This is a genomic window from Paenibacillus sp. QJM3NY_38 (assembly GCF_056173265.1).
This window is the reverse complement of sequence record NZ_CM149665.1, coordinates 973,868-997,584: the sequence shown is the minus strand read 5'-3', so window position 1 is coordinate 997,584 and position 23,717 is coordinate 973,868. Positions and strand designations below refer to the sequence as shown.

Genomic DNA, 23,717 nt, shown 5'->3' with positions numbered 1-23,717 from the left:
GAATCGAAACCCTTAAAGGACGATGTGCATTCATATGACGATCATGTGCAGGGCTACGATGGTGTACACGCTGCCCTACCCTTTAACAGCCGAGAGACTGACGCTGCGCATAATGAACTTCTGGAATACCAGAAATACGAAGATCGGCGGCACCATGACCATGAACAGGATCGCAAATTTTATGCTGCTGTCCAGGCTCCTTGCGTTGATGACATACTTGTAGATGGCCGTGGCCAGCGTGTACTTGTCCTGCGTCTGCATGACCAGCGACGGCCAGAACCAGTCATTCCATGCCGTGGAGAAGATAAAAATCGCCAGCGTTGCAAAGATCGGGACGGACAGCGGCACGGCAATTCGCAGGAAGCTGCTCAACTCCGAAGCGCCATCGATGCGTGCCGCCTCGAAGATCTCCGGATGAATGCCATCGAAGAAGTTTTTGATCAGCAGGAAGAAGTACGCATTCGCTCCGGCCGGCAGCCAGAAGGCCCAGTAGGAATTCAGCAGCCCCAGCTCCTTCAAATTGACGAAGTTCGGAATCATGTAACTCGACGCCGGAATAAACAAGGTCATGAGAATGAAGAAATAGATGACGCGGTGATAGGGAACCCGGATACGGGAAATGCTGAATGCCGCCAAGCCCAGTACCAGAATTGTAACCAGCAGATTGCCGCCAAAAATAAGCAGCGTATTCTTCAGAAACATCGGCAGATCGATGTATTCCCACCCCTTCGGGAAGTTATTCCAATGCCATTCCGACGGGAAAAAGCGCGGCGGAAACGTGTTGATCTCCTGATTGCTCTTCAGCCCGTTAAACATCGTCATGCCGATCGGGTACAGCATCGTAAAGACCATCACCGCGATGCACAGCACCATAAATCCGTATATCGCCTTGTTCCACGGTTTTCTCAAATCCGAAGCGGACAGTATGCCTCTCTCTTTCATCCTAGTACTCCTCCCTGTTCATCTTGAATTGCAGAATGCCCAGCAAACTCAGCACCAGAAACATCAAGATGCCCATGGCGGTTCCTGCCCCGTAATCCAGCTGGTTAAACGCGTATTTTACGGTTAGAAGCGCATAGGTGAGCGTGGCCTTGTTCGGTCCGCCATCCAGCATCGCCAGCTGCGACTGATACGCCTGCGAAGTGCCGATTAGCTGCAGAATCAGCATGAGCATAATCAAATTGCGCATCGAGGGGAGCGTAATGTATTTAATCCGGGCCCATACGCCCGCACCGTCGATCTCGGCGGCTTCATACCAATCCTTCGGTATGCTGAGCACGCCGGCCAGATAGATCAGCATCGCCGAGCCGAATTGCTGCCATGTCTCCATCACGACCAGCGACACCATGGAGAAACGGCTATCCGAAATAAAGGATACCGGTTCTGCCCCAAAGAAGCCGAACAGGGCGTTGATCGGTCCTACCGGGTCATACATCCACCTCCACATGCCGTAAAGCACGACGCCAGGTACGACAAACGGTAGATACGCCGCAATCCGGGCAAAGCCCTGGAACAGCTTCAGCTCCGAGATGGCGATAGAGGCCGCGATAGGCACCCAGAAGCCGATGACCAGCGTTAACAGCATGAAATATAGTGTATTTCGAACGGAAAGCAGCAGATCGGGATTGCTGAGAACCTTGGCATAATTATCGAACCCGACGAAGGTGTTGCCTTTGACGAAATCGATATGAAAAAAGCTGTAAAAGATCCCTTTCAAGATCGGCACCCACAAAAAGACGATAAAGATCGCAATCGCCGGAACGAGGAACATATACCCCCATATGTACTTCTTCCACAGCGGCTTGCGCTTGTGCTCCTGCCGGGTGCGATGACCGGGCTCTATTCGAGCCTGGCCTTGCGGCATGGCCGTTTCTTCCATCTGACTCCCTCATTCCTTAATTAAATGTCCAGCTTTAATTTTAAAAAGGCAGGGAGTCTTCGAACATGTCTAAAACTATGTGAAGTATAGCCGTTCTTACTTCTTTAGCTCGCTGGGACTGACGCCGTAGTATTTTTTGAAGATTTTGCTGAAATGCTCCGGGGATTCATAGCCGACTCGCTCCGCGATTTCGTAGCGGCGGAGATCCGTGCTCAGGATCAGGGACCTGCTCTCCTCCATCCGCAGCTTCACGACATACTCCCACAGGCTGCTGCCGGTATATTTTTTGAACAGATAACTCAAATAGTTCGGGCTCACGTGATTGTTCTTGGCTATCTCGTGAATCGTCAATCCCTTCTGGCGGTAGTGCTCCTCGATATATTCCCTCGTATTCTCCACGATCCGATTGCCCTGGCTCGAGAGCACCTCGTGCGACGTTTCCTGGGCATAGTTGTGCCAATTGAAATCCCCGTAATAAAACACGTGGAAGTCCTGCAGCTGCTCGCTCCACAGCATCGCTTTGTCCGCCTGACGGCTGAGCACACTCAAAAATTCAGGCCCCCTCAATATTTGGCTGATCCCAACGGTACAGCTTCGTTTCAGGTACAGCTCCACATGATGGTGCAGGCTCCGGCCGATCATCTCCAGATGGTGGATCTTGCCGCTCGCATTCTCCTCCATCTCCTGCTCGCTCCATTGGAGGATGATGTTGATGTCCCGCTCCGGCGAAAAGAATACGAAGGCGTGCGGCTCCTGCTCCAGCAGCTCCTTGGCGATATTCAGCGCGGCATATTGAATCAGGCTTATATCTTTCCTGGAAAAAGAAGCGCTGCTGTCTTCCCTTAATCCCAGCTTCATCTTGATTACCGCAAAATATGGACCGATCAAGCCCAGCTCCGAATCGTCTAGGCCGGCCAGTTGCGGCTGATCCCGCTCCGTGTAGAGCCGTTGATTCAGCCGCTCTATTCGTTCGGACGGAGTCTCCTCCATCCGAAAATGCTCGTTATCGGCCATGAGAAATGGCTCTATCTGAGGAGCCGGTCGATCCATCTTGAGCAGGACGCTGCGAACCGAATCCAGAAACTGCTCGCTGTTCAGCGGTTTGATCAAATAATCCTTGGCTCCGAGCTGGAGCGCCCGCTGCGCATATTGAAATGTTTCATGGGCTGAAATAATGATCGTCTGAACCCAAGGCTTCACGATCTTGGCCTGCTGCATCAGCTCAATGCCGTTCATCTCGCCCATCTGGATATCGGTGACCAGCAGGTCGATATCTCCCATCCGTATGTAATCCAGCGCTTCCTGCCCGCTGTAGGCCGTAGCAATCCCATCGATGGCCAGGCCCGAGGACGTTAACAGCCCTGCCAGGCCCTTGCAGATCAAAGGCTCGTCATCTACCACCAAAATGTTATACATCAGGAAACCTCCTGTCCGGTTGCGGTAATGGTTGTTTCTTCTATTCGGGGAATCGTGATCGTCACGCGGGTTCCCCCTTCTTCTCTTGGTTTATATTGCAGACCGCAGCCGCTTCCAAAATGCAGCTGGAGCCGCTCCTGGATATTGCGGATGCCGTAGCCCAGCGAAGGGTCCGGCGCTTCATCATGGAGCAGCCTGTGGATGGACTCGTAGTTTACGGGGCGGAAACCGTTATCTTCAATGACGATCCGGCATTGTCCCTCTTCCAGATGGCCTGAAATCCGGATGATTCCGTCCTCGCCCATATTTTTAATGCCATGAATGATCGCGTTCTCCAGCAGCGGCTGCAGCGTAATCTTCGGCACTTGGTTCACCAGCAAGGACTCGGGCACTTCCCAGTGAACGGTAAACTGATAATCGTAACGGTTCAGCTGCAGATTGATATAAGCCCCCGCATGCTCAAGCTCTTCCCCAAGCGTGATGAGATCCCGCCCCCGGCTGAGACTGATCTTCATCAATTTGGACAAATCCTTGATCATCTCGGCGGACTCGGTATTGCCCTCCATTGTGCTCTTCCAATAGATGCTTTCCAAGGTGTTATACAGCAAATGGGGGTTAATCTGCTGATACAGCAGCTGCAGCTGCGCTTCCTTCTGCTTCAGATCCATACGGTATTTGTAATGGATCAGATCATTCAATCGGCGGGCCATGTCATAGATCGTGGAGATGAGGACACTGACTTCATCTTTTCTGCGCCTGTAGGGGGTTTCCGGCACGACGTTCCCCGGTTCATACCTTCTTACAAAATGCGCCAGCTTCTGGAGCGGCGTCATCAGCGACTGCCAGAAATAAAAAACGATAATGAGACCCACGGCAAAGTAAGCGATGGAGATGACCTGGATAACACGCTTCATCTCGCTTTGCTGGGCGAGCAGCGTTTTGACGGGCACCTTGTAGACCAGCTTCTGATTGAGCACGTAGTTATAATCAATGACATAGATAAAATCCGACGTGATCACGTCCATGACGCCGATCGTGGATTGACCCGGATCCGCTTCAGGGGGCAATTCCAGCCTTCCTGCCAGGCCTTGTACCGACGAAGTCAGGATATGGTCGTTCCCATCCGTAAAATACAGCTCCCCATCCGGAATCGAAACCGTCGATAACGATTCGCCGATTCGCGCGTCTAAATTCGTGACCACCAGAACGCCGATGGTTCCGCCCTTATAAATATTGTTCACGGCCCTTACATAACTTAAGGTCTCTTGATCCTGGCGCCCTTGTACCGGCGGCGACAGATTCGCCATTCGCTTGAGATACCCGTTCCCTTTCATCGCCACGGCTTCATCGAACCATTCCGGCTTCTCCTTCTCGTCGGAGAAAAAATATACCCCCGCTTTTCGGCGGTCAGGGTAATAGGGAGCAAAGAAATAGCTGTTGTCCGGGTCATACACATAGAGCGAGTAATAAACCGGTTCGCGTTCATCCGTCTCTTGGGAGAAGGACAGCAGCATCTTTTCCAGGCGCTCGTAGTTTTTGACGCGCGCGAGAACGGTGTCTTCGGCAAAGGGATCCAGCTGCTGGATCTGCGAATTTTGGATGACCGTGGAGGTCACTTTGTTAACGGTTTCAATATCACGGTTAATCAGCTTAAAGTTTTGCTTGTTCAGTTCGATATAAGCATTGGTCACATGGCGCTTCAGGATTTGACCGGCCATGGAATTCCCGTAGGCGTTCAGCGCAAACAACGGAATGACCAGCACCAGGAACAGCAGAATCATCTGCTGCTTGATATTCATGCGGCCCAGCGGATTTTTCAAGCGGTTCTTCATCGGTCCTTGCACCTCCGGCTTTCTCAAGCATAGCAACAATCCAGCGGCATCAGCGTAGTCATTTCTACGGAAATGATGCGTATTTTTACGATCAGGCAGAAAGTCCTAAATGGATGTATTAGCCTTACGACAGGCGATTTCCTGCAAAAGCGGCGGGCGTGTCTGGCGGGAGTCGATCGATCGAGGAGTGAGGAAGTACTGATCTGACAAGTCTTCACGATATGCTACCCCCAAAATGGAATAACACCCGCATGCGCGATCCTCATCGGATTGAACATGTGGGTGTTATGTGCCGATTCTACTTTAGAACGGAAAGAACAGCGGCAGTACCGCCATCATGACCAGGCCGATCACCAGTTGAAGCGGCAATCCGACCTTCACATAATGGCTGAATTTATAACGGCCTGCCGACATAACGAGTGCGTTCGGCGGCGTGGAGAACGGTGACGCAAAGCACATACTCGCTCCGATGGAGACGGCGAACAGAAACGGATACGGACTGGCTCCCATCTGGATCGCAGCCGATAGCGCAATTGGCGCGAATAATACGGCGCAAGCCGTATTGCTGATAAACAGGGTCAGTAGCGAAGTGGTGAAATACACCCCTGCCAGCAGGGCAAGCGATCCATAGCTGCCCAGCGAATGGACCAGCATATCCGAGATCAGCGTGGCGGCTCCCGTTTTCTCGATGGCAATGGACATCGGAATCATGCCGCCAATGAGCACGATGCTCTCCCAGTTGACCGTCTTGTAGGCCTCCTCCATGTTACGCACGCATCCGAACACCACCATCAACACCGCGGCAATCATCACGGAGGCCACCGCCGGAATCCATTCGGTCACCAGCAGGATCACCATCAAGAGCATAATCCCGGCCGCAATCGGCGCTTTGTGGTCCATCGTCACTTTGCGCGACTCCTCCACGGGCTGCCCCACCACCACGACATCCGTTTGCTCGGCCGCCAGAAGGGCTATATCCTTCCATGTTCCCTGAACGAGCAGCGCGTCGCCAAAGCGCATTTTCTCTTCCTTCAGATGATGCAGAAGATACTGTTCTTTTCGCTGAATCCCCAAAATGTTCACCCGATATTTCTCGCGGAAACCCGAGTGCTTGACGAGCCGGCCAATCAGGCGCGAGGACGGCGTCAGCATCACCTCGGCAATGCCGACGTCACTCGTGGCGTACTGCGACTCCTCCGTACGTTTTCGATGCTCGGGTACACGCTGGTCCAGCATGACAAGCCCATACGTCTCCGCAAACTCCGATGCCCGCTCGAACGGGCCGTTTACATACAGAATATCGTCTTCCTCAATCATGGTCTCGGGACCGGCGATTTCCTGGTTAATCGTTTTGAAGAATTGATTCTTGGCCGACATTTTACGGCGGATTTCAATGACGTTCACTTCGAACTTCGCCGGAATGTCCAGCTCCCGCAATGTTTTGGATCGAATGGAGGAATCGGCACTAACCTGAATCCGATACAGGTTCTGGGTCAGCCGATACTGTTTGGCCAGCTCTCGAAGCGAGCGCCCGCCCTGTTTACCTGCACCCCCTTCTTCATTGCTGGGAAGAAAACGGCGAAGGAACAATATCGCGAGGATCCCCGTTGCCAAACAGACAAAACCGATCGGCAGAAATGCAAAAAACGACAGCCGCTTATATCCTGCGTTGATCAGCGTCTCCTGAATCACGAGGTTCGGCGGTGTGCCGATTAACGTGAGCATGCCCCCCAAGCTGCTAGCAAAAGCAAGAGGCATCAGCAGCCGCCCCGGATTAATCTCGGCGCTGAACGCCAGACTGACAACAATGGGCAGCATGACCGCTACCGTGCCGGTATTGCTGACGAATCCGCCAATAAGCGACGTTACCAGCATGATCATAATCAAGAGCCGGGTCTCGCTTCCCCCTCCAAGCTTCAGCAGCTTTCCGCTTGCCATCTTGGCCAGCCCGGTCTGAAAAATCCCCCCGCCCACAACAAACAAACCGATCATCATGATGACAACCGAATTGGAAAAGCCCGAAAGGGCTTCAGCCGGACTTAAAATGTCCGTTAACATAAGTACCATCAACACGCCGATCGCGACCAAATCCGACCGCACTTTTCCCGACATGAACAATGCGGATGCCACGGCCAAAACAGACAACGTAACGATCATCGGTCCATTCATTCCTTGTTCCCCCTATCATGCCCTATCTATGTTTCTTCCAAGATTCGACATTCGGCAACCCTTTCCCTACCGCTTTCACGCATCTGCACTTTCCATATGTCAGGAAAGGGGTTCAAAATCTGATCTGATGTCAAACCATCCATGAAAGGAAATGATGTCGTATTGTACCATCTGCCTGGAGTTACTTATGTTAAAAACATCACAAAACCGCTAATGACAAAAAAAGCTGCATCGACTCCTTCCAGCCGATGCAGCTTGCTTATGGGATTACAAATTAATGAATGCGGTACGCAATTTGGTGCTGTATTGAACATCAAAACCAAGACCGGATGCAATCACCGCGAGCGGGACGTAGGTTTTATCTTCTTTTCCTACTTTTTGCAGGAAAGCCGGCGTATCGATCGGTATAGCCGTTCCGTTAACTTGAACGGTTTTGGCACCGATCTTCACTACCACCGTCTGATCTCCAAACGTAATCGTTGCACTGGACGTTTTATTTTCCCATGTGGTCGTCGCCCCCACTGCATCTACGATATCCTGTATCGCTACGTAATTCAGATTATCGCGAAGAATCGGCTTATACGGCGTGTTCAGTTCCTGCCCCTTCACGATGATGCGCATCGGCTGCCCCTGTTCTTGAACAGCGGAATTCTTGTAGCTGCCCCAGATCGTCTCTGCGAACACACCGGCCATCGTCTCATATCCATATTGGTTCGGATGAATATCGTCTTTCAGGATATGGGTCATCGTCAGCTCGGAGCCCACGAACTTCTTCGCCACATGGGCTACCTTAATATTCACGCCCTGAGTGGCAAAACTGTCAGCTACGCCTTCCACCAGCTTCGTAAACTCTCCGGATGCTGCAAGCAGTTTAGCATATGCGATCTCGTCAGCGACTTTGGGCACTGGATTATACTGGTCCGCCACCACAATTGCGGCATCCGGATTGATGGCGCGCAAGTTGGTAATGACGGATGAGACATTATCGGTATAGATCTTGAACAGTTCCTGCATCTTTGTTTTCAACTGTTCATCGCTTAATGTTTCCACTGTACTGACCAGACTCATCATGTCATTGCCGCCGATCGTAATGGTTATCAGATCCGCACCCGCGATAATCGGCTTGGCTTTCGCTGCGTCAGCGCCAATCTGCTTCGTGCGTGGATCGATGCCGCTTAGCCCAGGCTGCAGCTCTTCCGCCGTAATTGCGCGTTCATCCAAGACGGCCTTGACGTAATGGTTCAGCCCATCGGTTTTCAGTCCGCCGATCCCCAGATTCGTTACCTCGGTCCGGCCGTGGAACAAACCTTGCTCATACAGCCGGTCAACAAAACCGTAAGGCTTGCTGTTCAGATCCATTCCCGGCTCATACCCGACAGTCAACGAGTCCCCCAGCGCTACAATATGATATGTATCCTTGGCTGTAACCTCATCGGCATAAGCCGGCGAAACGCTCGGTCCAACCAGTGCCACCGCGAGCGTCAAGGTGCCGGTTACTGCCGCCAGCCCCTTCTTCCATTGTTTGAACATGCCTTCACTCCCTCAACGTCAATATCTTAGTACAGCCTTATTTTACCACCAGCAACCTATGAATGGTACTGAACTCAACCAGGACGATAAGGTTTCATGAGAAGATAAGCGAATAAATAACCGAGGGATATAGCTCCAAACCAAGCAAATATCCCAGGCGTGGCTGCCAGATACAGGCTTGGCAATATCGACCATCCAAAAGCAACCAGCAGCAGCAATCGGTAGGAATAAATCACCCCGAGCATCGCCAAGCTGGCTGGAAGAAACAGCATAATGAACATAGTTAAGGCTGGTTTCCAGCTGGTCTCATCGGAGTAAGGGTTGAAGAAGATAAGGATGCACCATAGCATCATGGAGGCTGCCCCGGATGCGCCTCCCAGAACATGACTTATTTGAATCCGAACTCGCACCGAATTCCCCCCTATGTGGTCAAGGTCAACCATAGTCACACCAACTTGAGCCAGCCTAGAACTGTGTTATCTGGCCAGCCATCATAAAAAATTGGACAGCACGCTCTATGCTGTCCATTCCTGGTTCGGGCCTTTAACGAACAGAGATGTCCCGCTTCGTAAACATCCCATTCCTTAAAGCGCTATCAAGCTTCTTCACCTGAATCCTCAGGCTTATCCTTCTTAACTGCCTTATCCATATACTTGTCATAGCGATCATCCACTTCCTTCGCCATGCTGCGGTACTTCTGCGTCTCTTCCACAATAGGATCGAGCTGCGTCTGAATCCGGATCTCGTATTTCGGAGAGAGAAGCCTGCGCTCCTCCTTCTCCCGATCCTTCTTCTGCATTTCACCGTCCGTTAACATCTCGCTGAGCTGGCGCTCCAAATCCTGATCCGACTTCTCATTCATCGTAAGCACACTCCTTTATCAAGCGGTTGTAAGTGACCTGCATTTCTCTGTCGTCCCTGGCCGTTTAGCGAACCAAAGCTTCGCCAGCGTCTTTTAGTGTATCCAGAAAACGCTGATGAATCAGCCCGTTGGTTGCCGCCAAATGACGCACCGACAGATCATATGGCTTTCCTTCCGTATCGGTTACTTTACCGCCGGATTCCTGAACCAATAGTGCGCCTGCAGCAACATCCCAAGCGCTCAAGCCGTGCTCCCAGTATCCGCTGAGGCGGCCGGCAGCCACATAAGCAAGATGAAGGGCAGCGGATCCGCCTGCTCTTACATTGCGGACCATCGGCAACAGCGCCTGCAGCTCCGCCATATTCAGCGGCAGGTTGACCGTGCTGTCCAGCGGGAAGCCCGTGGCCAGCAAGCTGTCCGACAATTGATCTTCCTTGGAAACATAGGTAGGGTTGCCGTGAACGTAGGCTCCTTTTCCTTTTTCCGCAACAAACAACTCGTCCCGGGAAGGGTCGTAAATAACGCCGACAATGACTTCTCCATGATGAGCCAGTGCAATCGACACGGAGTAAAACGGAAATCCATGAACATAGTTCGTCGTTCCGTCCACAGGGTCAATAATCCAGAGATACTCTTCGTCCTTGGCGTCCCCGAGTGCCTTATTGTAGGCATCACTACCCGGGGCAACCCCTTCTTCTCCGAGGATCGCATGATCCGGAAAGTGCGTCAAAATCAGCTTGCGGATCATCTGCTCCGCGCCTTTGTCCACCTCGGTTACGATATCCTGTGCCGAAGACTTGGTGCTCAACTGCTTGACGGTACCGAGTTTGCTCTTAATCCACTCTCCCGCTTTGGCGGCGCAATTAATCGCAACGGCGGTGTAGCTCTTACTGCTGACAACATAAGGAATCTTTTCATTCTCGTTCAAAGCACTCACTCTACTTTCTATATAAATCTAGTGATTTTTGACAATCCCTACATCCTATTCAGTCATGGCGGTAATCGAAAGGGCAATCAAGGGAAAATTCCGCCTATTTCAATAAAAGTCCGTCCTATGCTGTGCACCTGAATGCTTGGCGAGAACGAACTTTTTTATCCGATGTCATGTGTTAAGGGGAATCTCTGTTTGGATACTTCCAACGTAACCCAAAATCCATCAACTTGCAAGTGTTAACAATCTCATCTTACCCGGTTATGGGTTTACTTCGATGGAAGCACCGTCGAGAATGGTTACGCCCTCTTCCGTATAATCTCCCAAATCCTTCATCAGATCAAACAAGGCGCCGTCCTTCATCTTCGCTTCAATCATGACGTCCACCTTCGACGTAGCCCCCGCAATATTCCGTAAAAACGCCAGCAATGGCACGACATCCACCCCATCCGCATGGCTGCGGATATCGGCAGGGCTCTTGGGACTGGATACGTGAATCTTGGGCGGGAGCGGCTGCGCCCGGTCCGAATCGGCCTGCGCAAGCGGCGTCTCCCAGGTGCGAAGGATATCCGGCCACAGCTCCCAGGGAGCCTCGCCATCGTTATTGACCCACTGGTGATGAATGTCCAGTACCATCGGCAGCCCGGTCTGCTTGCATACGGCCAACGTTTCCTGGGCGGTAAAGGTTTTATCGTCATTTTCAAGGGTCAATCGTTCCTTGATGTGCGGCGCAAGCTCATGAAAATGTTCAACGAATCGCGCCGCTGCCGAGGGCTTGTCCCCATAAGCTCCCCCGATGTGGATGTTGTTCTTCATCGAAGCAGGCAGCTCCATCGCCCGCAGCATATGGACGTGCGACTCCAGATCACGGATCGAATTGGCCAGCACTTCGGGACGCGGCGTGCTCAGCACCGTGAAATGATCCGGATGAAAGGAGACCCGCATCCCGTGCTTTTTCACGAATTCCCCAATGGCCTGAAAGCCTTCCCGCAAAGCCGGGAACGGATTCCAATCCTGCATATCATGATGCGTGGCCAGCGGAATCAGCTTGGACGAGAAGCGGTACACCTTGATATCGTGAGCCGCATTATGCTTTAGAAGCCGAAGGGTATTATGTAGATTCTCATTCGCGATCCGCTCCAGTTTGTGTAAGCCGGCCTCACGGTCATTCAGCTTCATAAAACTCTTCATGGTCATCGTCTTGGAAGGAGAAGCATTCTGCACAACCGTGGACATGGCTACATAACCGAAACGGACAATCATGCATGATCTCCAAAGAACATTTCGTGAGCCAGCGCTGTTTGTACGCGTGCTTCCTCATCCGTCAATTTGCGGATCAGCTGCAGTTCGACCGAAGTAACCTCGCGGCCCTGGAAGTTAATCTCCGATACGCATGCAGTGATCAGGACGATGGCCACCGCCTGGTTATCCGGCGTATAAGCAATAACCTTCTGTCCTGTCGGAAATACCCGAAGCCCGTCCTTCAGCATTTTACCGCGGCCGTATTCCAGCAGCTCATAGAGCTCCTGCTCACTCTTAAACTTACAAACGGAATTGAACTCGGTTTGAAATCCCATAATACGTATCTTCCTTTCATCCCATAATATTAGACTCAAGGGGAGCCGTATTAAATAGCGCGGACTCCCCCTGGTGTTTCATATCCTATTGTGACGGCTTACGCCTGGTTCTCATAAATCAGGGATTGCTTGCGGTTGTACCGCTCAAGGCCCAGCTCGATCATCCGGTCAAGCAGCTCGCGGTAGGACACGCCCGTTTCCCGCCACAAGAGCGGGTACATGCTGAACGGTGTAAAGCCCGGCATCGTGTTCACTTCATTGATCAGAATCGCGCCGTCCGAGCGGCGGACAAAGAAGTCGGCCCGAGTAATGCCGCCGCCTTCAATCGCTTTGAACGCGGTAATGGCGAGGTCGCGCAGACGATCAGCCGTATCCGGCTCGATTTCGGCCGGAATTTGCATCTGTGATTGTCCATCCGTATATTTGGCCGCATAGTCGTAGTATTCACTGGAAGAGACAATTTCACCCGGAACGGATGCCATCGGCTCATCATTGCCGAGCACGCTGACCTCCACTTCGCGCGCATCCACGAACTCTTCTACGATGATCTTGTCATCGAACCGGAGCGCGGATTCAATCGCCGCCTTAAGCTGCTCCCGGTTCTTAGCCTTGGATATCCCGACGCTTGAACCCAGGTTAGCCGGCTTGACGAAGCTCGGGTAACCGAGTTTGTCCTCGATATCCTTCAGCACTTCATGCTGGCTCCGCTCCCACTGGGTACGATTGAAATAACAGTACTCACATTGCGGCAGCCCTGCTTGTGCGAAGAGCTTCTTCATGACGACTTTATCCATCCCCGCCGCCGACGCAAGCACACCGGTTCCCACATAAGGAATGTCCGCCATTTCGAACAGTCCCTGAATCGTTCCGTCCTCACCGAACGTCCCGTGAAGCAGCGGGAACATAATATCCACCGCCTGACTCTCTTGGCCATACAATCTGCTGAACACGGCGTTCAGCGCGGTTTGCGTGCCTTCCCCTTCAGCCAGCTTCAATTCTTCCAGCTGGGCAAAAGGAGCCGACAGCTTGCTGCCGATTCTCCAGCTACCCTGCTTGGAAATATAAAACGGAACAATCTCATATTTATCAAAATCAAAAGCGTTCATGACCGCGAATGCCGTGGATAACGACACCTCATGCTCGCCGGATTTCCCCCCGTATACTAAACCTACCGTCAATTTATCCTGTCCCATGTTAACCTCTCTCTTGTCCGTATTGCAGCACGACATGCTGTCATCTTAAAAATAATCGGGGATATGGTAAAACCGGTATTCGGTGTTATCATTCCAAGCGTAGGAATCCCGGTAGTCCCAATAGCGATGACGGCTGGACACCGTATGTGCATTAACGAGCGGCTTACCGCCCGCGTCAAACGCCGTCACGATGGTGCTGTGCTGAAACGCGCCGTCACCATCCCAGTCGTATACGATGACATCCCCCAGCATCAGCTGCTCGGGACGCTCCACCCGCTCGGCCCGCAGCCCCGAGGTACTGGCGTTCAAATAATGCGCAAAGCTGTTCGATACCGCCCAGCTGTAGCTCCACCATTCCCGTTGGTTTACGTACCCCTTGTACCACCATCCCGTTTCTCTTTTACCAGTATAGTGGATTGGGGCTTTGCCTGCAAAGAGGCACTGGGAGATATAATTCGTGCAATCCACGTCAAATTCCTCAAACTCCGGATTCCCGGAATCCCACCAACGGTCGGCATATGCAGCTGCGGCTTCACGCTCGTAACGGCCGGACCGCGGGCTGCTGCCAGCGGCGTATACGCGGCCGTTCATAAAGGGAATGGACGGCTCTCTTCCAGCCCCATCCGCGCCTGCTGCCGGAACATCGGCTCTTTGCAGGGGATGGCGTTCATCCTGCAGACGTTCGATGCCTACGATCAACCAGGCATCCCCGTCCCGGATCAGCGTCAGCCGCTCTTTAAAAACCGTATCCTCCCGGTGCGTCATCCCTCTTTTTTCATAATAAAATACGCTGTGAAGCCGCACGTCCGCGACCACATCATCCTCCGTCTCCCTCAGAATGCGCAGGAGGCGGGCACGAGTCTCGCTCTTAAGCGGCGTAACCTCCCGCTGCGCATACCACGACTGCAGCCGAAACTGCCTTTCTCCTCTCTCTACCAGGAAATTCAGATCCGCTACAATCTGTTCTTTCAGGCCTGAAGAATAGTCCACGCGATTTTGGTTATATTGATTTACGTAAATATATAGAGCTTGCTTCCAAGGCTTCTCTGCTTGCTTCAGACTGTTCATCTACTCTCCTCCTCTAACCTTGCCTTTCACGCTGTTCCCTATCACAACTATATGAAGAAAATGTTCGGGCTATGTACTTCGGTCAAGAGAATACAGAAACACCGGGATCACAGCGACTGTATTCGGGTAAAAAACAGGCTTGTTTTCACCTTTTTGAAATACGTTTCTTCTATAAAAAATGCTTTACGCAGCGAGTTGAAAACGGTATACTTAAAGTAGTTAATTTATGAAATTAGGTTTCACCTAGTGAAACGAAAGAGGATTTATCTCAAACTGTCTTTATTCGATTTATGAAATGACTTAAGGAGGTTCATCAATGCCAGCAAAGGATCAATTCTCCATCTCCCGCAACCTGGAGGTGGGCGGTAAAAGTTACCGTTATTTCAGCCTGCAGGCTCTCGAAGAGCAAGGATACGGAAGTGTATCCAAGCTTCCTTTCTCCATTCGGGTGCTGCTGGAAGCAGCCGTGCGTCAGTTCGACGGACGTGCAATTACCGAAGATCATGTAAAACTCTTGTCCAAGTGGAATGAAGGACGCGACAACAACAAGGAAATTCCGTTCATTCCTGCCCGTATCGTATTGCAGGACTTCACCGGTGTTCCGGTTGTCGTAGACCTTGCAGCTATGCGCGACACCGTTAAAAAATCCGGCGGCGACCCTAAACAGATCAACCCTCTCGTTCCGGTTGACCTCGTTATCGACCACTCCGTCATGGTTGACGCTTTTGGTACCGATCAAGCTCTGGAAACGAATATGAAGCTTGAATTTGAGCGTAACGAAGAGCGTTACCGCTTCCTCCGCTGGGCTCAAACGGCATTCAACAACTTCCGCGCAGTTCCTCCTGGAACGGGGATCGTTCACCAGGTTAACCTGGAATACCTTGCTTCCGTAGCGGCTACGAAGACGGTTGACGGCGAAACGCTGGTCTTCCCTGATTCCCTCGTAGGTACGGACTCCCATACAACCATGATCAACGGTCTTGGCGTTGTGGGCTGGGGCGTAGGCGGTATCGAGGCGGAAGCCGGCATGCTCGGCCAACCGCTGTATTTTGTAACGCCTGAAGTTATCGGCTTCAAGCTGACAGGCAGCCTGGCCGAAGGCGCAACAGCGACTGACCTTGCCCTCACGGTAACCGAGCTTCTCCGCAAGAAAGGCGTTGTAGGTAAATTCGTAGAATTTTACGGCCCTGGTCTCGCGAACATCAGTCTGGCTGACCGCGCAACGGTAGCCAACATGGCTCCGGAATACGGCGCTACCATCGGCTTCTTCCCGGTTGATAGCGAAACCCTGGCTTATCTCCGTAATACGGGCCGTACCGATGAGCAGGTTGAGCTCGTGGAGAGCTACTATAAAGCGCAAAACATGTTCCGTACGGCAGATACGCCGGACCCTGAGTTCTCCGATGTGATCGAATTGGATCTCGCTTCGGTTGTACCGAGCTTGGCTGGACCGAAACGTCCGCAAGACCGTATCGAGCTTACCAACATGAAACAAAACTTTAACGATATCATCCGTACGCCAATCGACAAAGGCGGATACGGCCTCAGCGATGAGAAAATTGCGGAAACCGTTAAAGTCAATCATAAAGACGGCTCTACCAGTGAAATGGGAACGGGTGCGGTTGTTATCGCAGCCATCACCAGCTGTACGAACACGTCCAACCCAAGCGTTATGCTCGGTGCAGGTCTCCTGGCGAAGAAAGCCGTTGAACGCGGCCTGACGAAGCCTGGCTATGTGAAGAGCAGCTTGACCCCAGGTTCCCTTGTCGTAACCGACTACCTCGAGAAGTCCGGTCTCTTGCACTACCTTGAAGCTCTCGGCTTCTATGTTGCAGGCTATGGCTGCGCAACTTGTATCGGTAACTCCGGTCCATTGCCGGATGAAGTGAGCGAAGCGATTGCCGACAACGACATGACGGTAGCCGCCGTATTGTCGGGTAACCGTAACTTTGAAGGCCGCGTGCATGCTCAAGTCAAAGCCAACTACCTGGCTTCGCCGCCATTGGTTGTTGCTTACGCTCTGGCAGGCACAGTGAACATCGACCTGCAGAACGAACCGATCGGCTACGATCCGAACAATGAGCCTGTCTATCTGAAAGACATCTGGCCAACGAGTGCGGAAATCCGCGAAGCGATCGGTCAAGCCGTTAGCCCTGACGCTTTCCGTGAGAAATACGAGAATGTGTTTACCGCCAATGAGCGTTGGAACAAGATTCCTGTTCCTGAAGGCGAGCTGTACGAGTGGGACGATCAATCCACTTACATCCAGAACCCGCCATTCTTTGAAGGTCTGGGCAACGGCCTGAACGACATCCAGGACATCAAGGAAGCGCGCGTGCTTGCTCTCTTGGGCGATTCCGTTACAACGGACCATATCTCCCCAGCGGGTAACATTGCAGTGAACAGCCCAGCCGGCAAATATCTGAGCGACCGCAACGTTGAACGCAAAGACTTCAACTCCTACGGCTCCCGCCGTGGTAACCACGAAGTCATGATGCGCGGTACCTTCGCTAACATCCGGATCCGTAACCAGGTAGCTCCGGGTACGGAAGGCGGCGTTACGACTTACCTGCCAACGGAAGAAGTGATGTCCATCTATGATGCTTCGATGAATTATCAAGCAGGCGGACAGAACCTCGTCGTTATCGCCGGTAAAGAATACGGTACAGGAAGCTCCCGTGACTGGGCGGCAAAAGGTACGTATCTCCTCGGCGTCAAAGCCGTGCTGGCTGAAAGCTTCGAGCGTATTCACCGCTCCAACCTTGTGGGCATGGGCGTTCTTCCGCTCCAGTTCCAGGAAGGTCATGGCTGGAAGAGCCTTGGTCTGAACGGCCGCGAGACATTCGATATCCTGGGCCTCAGCAACGATGTGAAGCCAGGCCAGGAATTGACTGTTGTCGTTACGCGTGAAGACGGAACCCAATTCGAGTTCCAAGCTATCGCCCGCCTCGACAGCATGGTGGACGTGGACTACTACCACAATGGAGGTATCCTCCAAACGGTACTGCGTCAAATGATCGCATCGAACCAATAAGACACACCCTATAGGCGCTTTAGCCTTAGGAACAAATCCCCATCATCCGCTTATGGATGATGGGGATTTTGTTATTTTTCGGTACTTTTTTCCTGAATATTGGATTTTCCGTTTCGGACGATGCCAATAAGGTTAATTGGTAAAAAACATTTCCGGAAATCCATACCCAGGAGGAAAGTATCTATGATCAAAATACATACGATGGCTTCGTTCCAATATCAATACCACCGGCCGCAGCCGGTGGCAGCGCCTAAGAAAGAGGAAACGACGGATAAAGCCCTCACCTTTCAAGAGATCCTTAATCAGAAAATGAAGGAAAAGAACGTGAAGCTGACTTAAGCTGCCCTTGCCTGTACATAGCGATGCCGTCACGGCAAAAGGACCGTCCCTACGATCACCAAGATCATGGGTCCGGTCTTTTTGCTCGTTATCGAACACTCGTCCCCGCATAAAAATGACCGGGCAGCTGTATCACATGGGGCCGCCCGGTCATTCAATAACTTATAGTGATGCTGTCCGCACTCTCGCAATAGAATGAATTAAATCATCATTCCCATTTCCCGTGCCGCCTCCATCAGGATTGGCGCATGTTCGCGAAGCGTTTCCGCTGACAGGCGGGTGACTGGCCCTGACATCGACAGTGCTGCCGCCACTTGACCATTCCGGTCAAAGATGGGTACCGATACCGCAGCGGCTCCAGGCTCGCGCTCTTCGATGCTGATCGCGTATCCCTTCTCCAGTATTTCGGCCAGCTGCTGCCGGTAAACGATCCGGTCGACAGATTCCGGCCAATCCGGCGCATTCAGCAGCTCCTCCTGATCGGCCGGTGGCGCAAAGGCCACCAGTACCTTGCTGGAAGCGCCAACCGACAACGGAAGTCGCACTCCGACCTGGGCGACCCGCCGAATGCCCTGGTTGCTCTGAACCGCTTGAATCCGAAGACGATCCGAACCGTCTCTTAAATACAAGCTCACCGTTTCCCCAAGCCGATCCCGTAAGGCCTCCATTGCGGGCAGAAGGCGTATCGCCGGGTCGTCGCTTTGAGACAGATGCATGGACAGCTCCCATATCTTCAAGCCGAGCCGATATTTCTCCGTCTCTTTGTTACGCACAACGAATCCTTTGTCTTCCAGCGTTGTTAGCAGCCGATGAACGGTACTTTTATGTAATCCGATAAGGGTAGAAATCTCTGTGAGGGCAAGTTCACTGTCTTTCGTAAAACACATCAATATATCAAGCGCCCGCTCTACAGCACGCACCGTCAATTTACGGTCTTCCATCCCGACCAGCTCCTCTCCTGTTTCATTCTATGAAACCTGGTTACAAGAATTATATGAGAATTCTTCTCAAAAGTAAACCATGGAGACAGGGACTTTACAGTTGTCTTACAATCTATGGATTTGCATTGACTTTATAGGCATCCGGGCATACGATTATTATAATTTCAACTCTTTCATGTTAACGAAACATATCCAGACTATATGGTAAGGAGGGGCCACTTATGAGCACAACAACTGGTAGTAATGCCCCACTCTCCCAATTAAATGACACGCCAGCCGAGCTGTCGACGGGCTTGGTTCGTTTAAAGCATATTATATTAGCGTTGTTATTATCTGTCGTTTTTTTCCTTGTTTTCTGTTTTATTGCGCTTCATGCCTATATTGCATGGGTTTTGTCGAATCCGACGGTTGCTCCGCTGTACTCCAATCCCAAGCTTGCTAAAGATATGAATTACGAGAATATCACGTTCCACTCCATTGACGGCAAACGAAATATAAATGGATGGTATATCCCGGCCGAGAACTCCTCCAAAACCATCGTGCTCAGCCATGGATACGGCGCTAACCGGGAGGAAACCTGGGTACCGATGTACGATATCGCCCATTACGCGCACAACATGAATTTTAATGTGCTGATGTTTGATTACGGTTTTGCCTCACAGACCAGCAAGGAAGTGGCAACCGGGGGTAAGGAAGAGAAACGCCAGCTTCTCGGGGCCATTGAGCATGTGAAGCAGCGCGGCGCGAAGCAAATTGTCGTCTGGGGCTTCTCCATGGGTGCCGGTACGGCGCTGCAGGCAGGGCTTGAGACCAAGGATGTAGATGCCATGATTCTGGACAGCTCCTTTTTATTGGAGCCGGACACGCTTTACCACAACATTCACAACCAGATCAATCTTCCTCGTCATCCGTCCCTGGAGATTCTGGAGCTGCTCTTCCCGGTGCTCAATGGTACCAGCCTGGATCAGATCCCATACAATGAGGTGAAGAAGCACGATTATCCGTTCCCGACCTTGTTCATCCACGGAACGAAAGACGACAAGGCACCTTACCCGATCGCCGAGAAGATTGCTTCCAACCAAACCCATACGGATTCGGATTCCTGGATTGTAGAGGATGCGCATCATGAGCTTATCTTCCGTGAACACCCTAAAGAATATCTGCGCAGAGTATCCACCTTTCTAGGAAAACTCGAAACACCGGATGGATCCTGATGCTTTATTGATCATACGACCCACTTCCCCCTGCTGCTTGGATGCGGCGGGGGTATTTTTATTTCCCCCTCATAATACAGGCCGTCACGTGAATATAGTGTGTTTAGTGAACCTGATACTGGAGGGAACGGACATGTTATTTATTTACGGAGCAAAGCTCCCGGTACGATTACTCGAAGAGATTCGCTATTGGAAGCATCAGGAAAGGAAGCATACTGGCCTTATCAAAGCCGTTGTGCCGGAGCTGGAGCCGGACTATGTCAAAACGCTGGATCAATGGGCCGTGGTATTCTCCGACACGGAAAAAGCAGCAGACGAACTTCTGCGCCACATTCTCCGTTATGACGGGCCTCCTTCGCCGCAGGTGCTGGCCCAGGTCGAACAGCTGCTGCGCGCTTCCTGCGAGCAATCCAGAGAGTTCATCCGCCAACTGCATGGCTTGAAGGAGCATAGTGAGGCTGTTCGGAAAGTGCCGCTTGCCAGCACGGTGCTGCACCATGTGATTCGGGAGTCCGAATACTTCCTGAACGCGCTGGAGACGCTCAACTCCGCTGGAGCGCTGGAGAGATTTATGGATGTGGAGATGCCGGTGCAATCCATGACGCTTCACGAGGCCTCCTCCCCACCGCCATCTCGCTCTGAGGCTGATCTGTCCATTCAAGGCATGGGAGACAGCGGCAAGGCCGTACCGATTGGCGGACATCGCCTTCCTCCGCTGCCTTACGCATATAATGCGCTGGAGCCTCATATCGACGAGAAAACCATGCGGATTCATCACGATATCCATCACCAAAGCTACGTCGACGGTTTAAACAAAGCAGAGAAAAAACTGGAGGCGGCCAGAAAAAGCGGCGATTTCGAGCTGGTGAAGCATTGGGAACGCGAGCTGGCTTTTCACGGTGCCGGCCACTATTTGCACACGATCTTCTGGGACATTATGAACCCGCAGGGCGGTGGGGAACCGGGCGGGGAGCTTGCCCAGCAGATCAAGAAGGATTTCGGAAGCTTCGATCGCTTTAAAAAGCACTTCTCGGAAGCGGCAGACAAAGTGGAAGGCGGCGGCTGGGCGATCCTCGTCTGGAGTCCGCGCAGCCATCGACTGGAAATTCTACAAGCCGAGAAGCATCAGAACCTCTCCCAGTGGGACGTCGTACCTCTTCTGGCACTGGATGTATGGGAGCACGCCTACTACCTCAAACATCAAAGTAAACGCAAGGATTACATCAAGGATTGGTGGAACGTGGTCTACTGGCCGGCGGTTGCGGAGCGTTTCAAGCATGCCAGTGAGCTGAAATGGAAGCCTTTTTAATTCAAAGCCTTGCTGGGTTGCTTCACATTGGTTAATATTGGGTATGTTGTCTATAGCCCTCCTTACTTCATTATGGAGTTTAAGGAGGGCTTATCCTTATTCAAAGGGGTGATTCTCTGTACACTGGAGCACATTGGATAAAGGGGTCGGGATTGCTTACCTTACTCATCCTTTTTTTTGTATCCGTAGGATGCGGCCATCCGTCTTCCATCAACAATAACAATCGCCATGGCAATGAATCCATCGTTGCAGCAAGCAATGCTGCAATTCAATACTTTAAGGAAACGTACGATATGGAGGTCCAAATAACGAGCCAAAATAAATTACCTACATATGTCGCCGATGAAATTGATGTTGGAGGTTTTGTCATAGGGCATCCCGATCAGACTTTCAATTTATCTGTAAACTACAAGACCCTTGAAACCGGGCACTTGGTCATGAGTCCAGAATTGGACAAGATTATTAAAACTAAGGAATAATCCGAGCCTATTGTTAGGTCTTTTTTACTACATATCTGGTTATTTATTCGGTTGAACGCTACCATATGCTGGATTATGATATGACAGTAAGCTTGGTGCGCCACATCTACATTGCCTAAGGCGAAACGAAGAGAAACGATGCGTTCCAAACCAGTACTGCAAGATGCAGCATGCCTGTAAGAGCAGAACATCACCACTGAAGGGATGGGTCAGTGTGAACAGTAGTTTCAAATCACGTGTTTTCATTTTTGCTTTTGTGCTTATCATTTTAATTGTTGGAGGATGCCAGCCAGTGAACAATAACCAAGCCAATACAGACGACAGCTCGGACGAAGTCATAACGAAGGCTAAGACCACAGCCGTTGAGCATTTTAAAGAGAAATACAACTTGGATGTCGAGATTACCAAAGAAGAGATGATGCCTTCTATTGTAGCGGACAAGGTCAACCTTGAAGGGTTTGTAGTAGATCATCCGGAACAAACCTTTAAAATATCCGTCGATTTCAACACAGGCGAGACATCTAATTTCGTAATGAACCCGGAGCTCAGAAAAGCGATTAAGGGCGAGTGATGGGTTGTGCTGCCTTTTGGCTGTAACTAAAGGTTCTGATCCTGCTGAGTCATGTTAAGGAGGAGTATATTTGAGTTCACCGCAAGTGGATGACGAGACGTACCGATTGATGTCAGAAGCGGCTTATCTCGATCTGAAAAAAGAAGATACCGTTGAGGACTTGCCTGGGTGGGAGGTCCTTGAGGACTATAAGAGCAACAGCATATCTGGTTTTGATGCGGTAACTTTTTACAACAAGGAAACGAATCAGGCCGTTATCGCATACCGGGGCACCGAGGCAGGCAAAGACTTATCCCATGCTCTCCCCGATTATTTGGCCGATGCGGACATTGGCATTGAAGAGATCAAAAGAAAAATCCCGGAATTTCGGCCACCTTGGGCGAACCATGTAGACAAAGTCAAAGAAGCCACGGGGATTAACGATGTCACGGATTGGTTCGGTGAACAATCGCGGCAGATCGATAAAAAAACGGATATATTGGGAACCAACCAGTTGTATCAAGCCGAGGATTATGCGCTGGAAATGAAGGAGAAATACAAGGGTGTTGATTTCACCCTCACGGGTCACTCCCTAGGGGGAGCCAACGCGCAATATGCTGCCGCCTATACGGGCATGTCGGCTGTCACCTTCAGCGCTCCGTCGGTCATCGGAAGCCTCTCCCCTGAAGCCAGAAGAAAGGCAGAGAACGGGGAATTCGATTCCCAAATCATTAATTTCGCCCATCCAGGCGACATTATTGCCAGCGGCGCGCTCGGCGGCTTCGATGGCCACGTCGGTTCTACCTATTACATAGACTCCAGTTATAAAGACGCCAATGATGGTCTCAGTATAAAAGAAAAAATTGATAATACACTGGGCGGCCCCAATTATCATCAGCTTGACCGCTATCGATTCGAGGATGGCTACGTTTCGAACCGTCTTTATAACGGTGCTACCGATAAAGCTGTGGATTCGCCTAGAATCCCTGCTCACAGCAATCTCTTGTTTGGTCTTGGCGGGCCGCTGAGCAATTTGGGCTTAGGTTTGGGCGGCTCACTGGGAGCCCTGGGCGGCTCCGCAGGAGGCTCCTCCGGTACCATCCAGGTAACCCCTGCCGAGCTGCGAAGCGTAGCCGAGAAATGGAGAGCACACGCCCATCAAAGTGATGCCGAAATCCAAGGAATCCGGCAGCGTCTCTCCAAATACATGTTCTCCAGCCACAGCAGACGTCTGCAGCCGATTGTCCAGCAGCTGGATACATCTATCATGTCGATGAGTCAATGGCATCTGCAACATACCACCGACATCGTTCAGTATATTAAATTCAAAGCGGATTTATTTGAACGGACAGACAACAGCGGGTAAACATCAATACGACAACTACCGGGAGGGA

At 51.5% G+C, this 23,717-nt stretch carries 21 protein-coding genes; 7 read left to right on the top strand and 14 right to left on the bottom strand.

Features of this window, described 5'->3' with window-relative positions:
* Positions 1 to 75: 75 nt before the first annotated feature.
* The 13 genes from AC0VZ8_RS04435 to AC0VZ8_RS04375 all read right to left on the bottom strand — a co-directional run bounded on the left by AC0VZ8_RS04435 (position 76) and on the right by AC0VZ8_RS04375 (position 14,457).
* Positions 76 to 942 (bottom strand): carbohydrate ABC transporter permease, encoded by an 867-nt coding sequence (locus AC0VZ8_RS04435; RefSeq protein ID WP_475486142.1) that lies wholly within the window; start codon positions 940 to 942, stop codon positions 76 to 78.
* 1 nt (position 943) lies between these two features.
* Positions 944 to 1,879, bottom strand: a complete 936-nt coding sequence (locus AC0VZ8_RS04430; RefSeq protein ID WP_071220863.1) for a carbohydrate ABC transporter permease — start codon at positions 1,877 to 1,879, stop codon at positions 944 to 946.
* A gap of 96 nt (positions 1,880 to 1,975) precedes the next feature.
* A complete protein-coding gene (locus AC0VZ8_RS04425; RefSeq protein ID WP_475486141.1) occupies positions 1,976 to 3,295 on the bottom strand; it encodes a response regulator in 1,320 nt (439 codons plus the stop codon).
* Positions 3,295 to 5,127: a cache domain-containing sensor histidine kinase gene (locus AC0VZ8_RS04420; protein ID WP_475486140.1), complete on the bottom strand. Its 1,833-nt coding sequence runs from the start codon at positions 5,125 to 5,127 to the stop codon at positions 3,295 to 3,297. The genes AC0VZ8_RS04425 and AC0VZ8_RS04420 overlap by 1 nt, the downstream gene beginning before the upstream one ends.
* 303 nt (positions 5,128 to 5,430) lie before the next feature.
* Positions 5,431 to 7,296: an SLC13 family permease gene (locus AC0VZ8_RS04415; RefSeq protein WP_475486139.1), complete on the bottom strand. Its 1,866-nt coding sequence runs from the start codon at positions 7,294 to 7,296 to the stop codon at positions 5,431 to 5,433.
* A gap of 267 nt (positions 7,297 to 7,563) precedes the next feature.
* Positions 7,564 to 8,826 (bottom strand): SGNH/GDSL hydrolase family protein, encoded by a 1,263-nt coding sequence (locus tag AC0VZ8_RS04410; protein WP_475486138.1) that lies wholly within the window; start codon positions 8,824 to 8,826, stop codon positions 7,564 to 7,566.
* A gap of 74 nt (positions 8,827 to 8,900) precedes the next feature.
* Positions 8,901 to 9,236 (bottom strand): hypothetical protein, encoded by a 336-nt coding sequence (locus AC0VZ8_RS04405; protein ID WP_475486137.1) that lies wholly within the window; start codon positions 9,234 to 9,236, stop codon positions 8,901 to 8,903.
* A gap of 185 nt (positions 9,237 to 9,421) precedes the next feature.
* Positions 9,422 to 9,688 (bottom strand): hypothetical protein, encoded by a 267-nt coding sequence (locus tag AC0VZ8_RS04400; RefSeq protein WP_071220868.1) that lies wholly within the window; start codon positions 9,686 to 9,688, stop codon positions 9,422 to 9,424.
* A gap of 64 nt (positions 9,689 to 9,752) precedes the next feature.
* A complete protein-coding gene (locus tag AC0VZ8_RS04395) occupies positions 9,753 to 10,616 on the bottom strand; it encodes an inositol monophosphatase family protein (protein WP_260069315.1) in 864 nt (287 codons plus the stop codon).
* A 264-nt stretch (positions 10,617 to 10,880) separates the two neighbouring features.
* On the bottom strand, positions 10,881 to 11,882 hold the full coding sequence (gene uvsE / locus AC0VZ8_RS04390; RefSeq protein ID WP_475486136.1) for a UV DNA damage repair endonuclease UvsE: 1,002 nt from the start codon (positions 11,880 to 11,882) through the stop codon (positions 10,881 to 10,883).
* Positions 11,879 to 12,196 carry a hypothetical protein gene (locus AC0VZ8_RS04385; RefSeq protein WP_006208215.1) on the bottom strand — a complete coding sequence of 106 codons (318 nt, stop codon included), beginning with the start codon at positions 12,194 to 12,196 and terminating at the stop codon, positions 11,879 to 11,881. Before AC0VZ8_RS04385 ends, uvsE begins: the two co-directional genes overlap by 4 nt.
* A 98-nt stretch (positions 12,197 to 12,294) precedes the next feature.
* Positions 12,295 to 13,389, bottom strand: coding sequence for a D-alanine--D-alanine ligase (locus AC0VZ8_RS04380; RefSeq protein ID WP_071220871.1), 1,095 nt, complete (start codon positions 13,387 to 13,389; stop codon positions 12,295 to 12,297).
* A 45-nt stretch (positions 13,390 to 13,434) separates the two neighbouring features.
* Positions 13,435 to 14,457 (bottom strand): amidase domain-containing protein, encoded by a 1,023-nt coding sequence (locus tag AC0VZ8_RS04375; RefSeq protein ID WP_475486135.1) that lies wholly within the window; start codon positions 14,455 to 14,457, stop codon positions 13,435 to 13,437.
* 316 nt (positions 14,458 to 14,773) lie between these two features.
* On the opposite strand from AC0VZ8_RS04375, the gene acnA reads away from it, so the two are divergent.
* Positions 14,774 to 17,491, top strand: a complete 2,718-nt coding sequence (gene acnA / locus AC0VZ8_RS04370) for an aconitate hydratase AcnA (protein ID WP_071220873.1) — start codon at positions 14,774 to 14,776, stop codon at positions 17,489 to 17,491.
* Between the two features lie 183 nt (positions 17,492 to 17,674).
* Positions 17,675 to 17,830 carry a hypothetical protein gene (locus tag AC0VZ8_RS04365; protein ID WP_201259390.1) on the top strand — a complete coding sequence of 52 codons (156 nt, stop codon included), beginning with the start codon at positions 17,675 to 17,677 and terminating at the stop codon, positions 17,828 to 17,830.
* A 200-nt stretch (positions 17,831 to 18,030) separates the two neighbouring features.
* Here AC0VZ8_RS04365 and AC0VZ8_RS04360 read toward each other — a convergent pair whose 3' ends face one another.
* Positions 18,031 to 18,771 (bottom strand): IclR family transcriptional regulator, encoded by a 741-nt coding sequence (locus AC0VZ8_RS04360; protein ID WP_071220874.1) that lies wholly within the window; start codon positions 18,769 to 18,771, stop codon positions 18,031 to 18,033.
* Positions 18,772 to 18,992: 221 nt separating this feature from the next.
* Here AC0VZ8_RS04360 and AC0VZ8_RS04355 point away from each other — a divergent pair, with 221 nt between their 5' ends.
* The 5 genes from AC0VZ8_RS04355 (at position 18,993) to AC0VZ8_RS04335 (ending at position 23,689) form a co-directional block, all read left to right on the top strand.
* Positions 18,993 to 19,985, top strand: coding sequence for an alpha/beta hydrolase (locus AC0VZ8_RS04355; protein WP_475486134.1), 993 nt, complete (start codon positions 18,993 to 18,995; stop codon positions 19,983 to 19,985).
* Positions 19,986 to 20,118: 133 nt separating this feature from the next.
* A complete protein-coding gene (locus tag AC0VZ8_RS04350; protein ID WP_475486133.1) occupies positions 20,119 to 21,294 on the top strand; it encodes a Fe-Mn family superoxide dismutase in 1,176 nt (391 codons plus the stop codon).
* A 152-nt stretch (positions 21,295 to 21,446) separates the two neighbouring features.
* Positions 21,447 to 21,773 (top strand): hypothetical protein, encoded by a 327-nt coding sequence (locus AC0VZ8_RS04345; RefSeq protein ID WP_201259391.1) that lies wholly within the window; start codon positions 21,447 to 21,449, stop codon positions 21,771 to 21,773.
* Between the two features lie 292 nt (positions 21,774 to 22,065).
* Complete coding sequence (locus AC0VZ8_RS04340; protein ID WP_071220877.1) at positions 22,066 to 22,344, top strand: hypothetical protein; 279 nt, start codon at positions 22,066 to 22,068, stop codon at positions 22,342 to 22,344.
* Positions 22,345 to 22,414: 70 nt separating this feature from the next.
* Positions 22,415 to 23,689 carry a Tle-like phospholipase domain-containing protein gene (locus AC0VZ8_RS04335; RefSeq protein ID WP_475486132.1) on the top strand — a complete coding sequence of 425 codons (1,275 nt, stop codon included), beginning with the start codon at positions 22,415 to 22,417 and terminating at the stop codon, positions 23,687 to 23,689.
* The last annotated feature ends 28 nt before the right edge of the window (positions 23,690 to 23,717 follow it).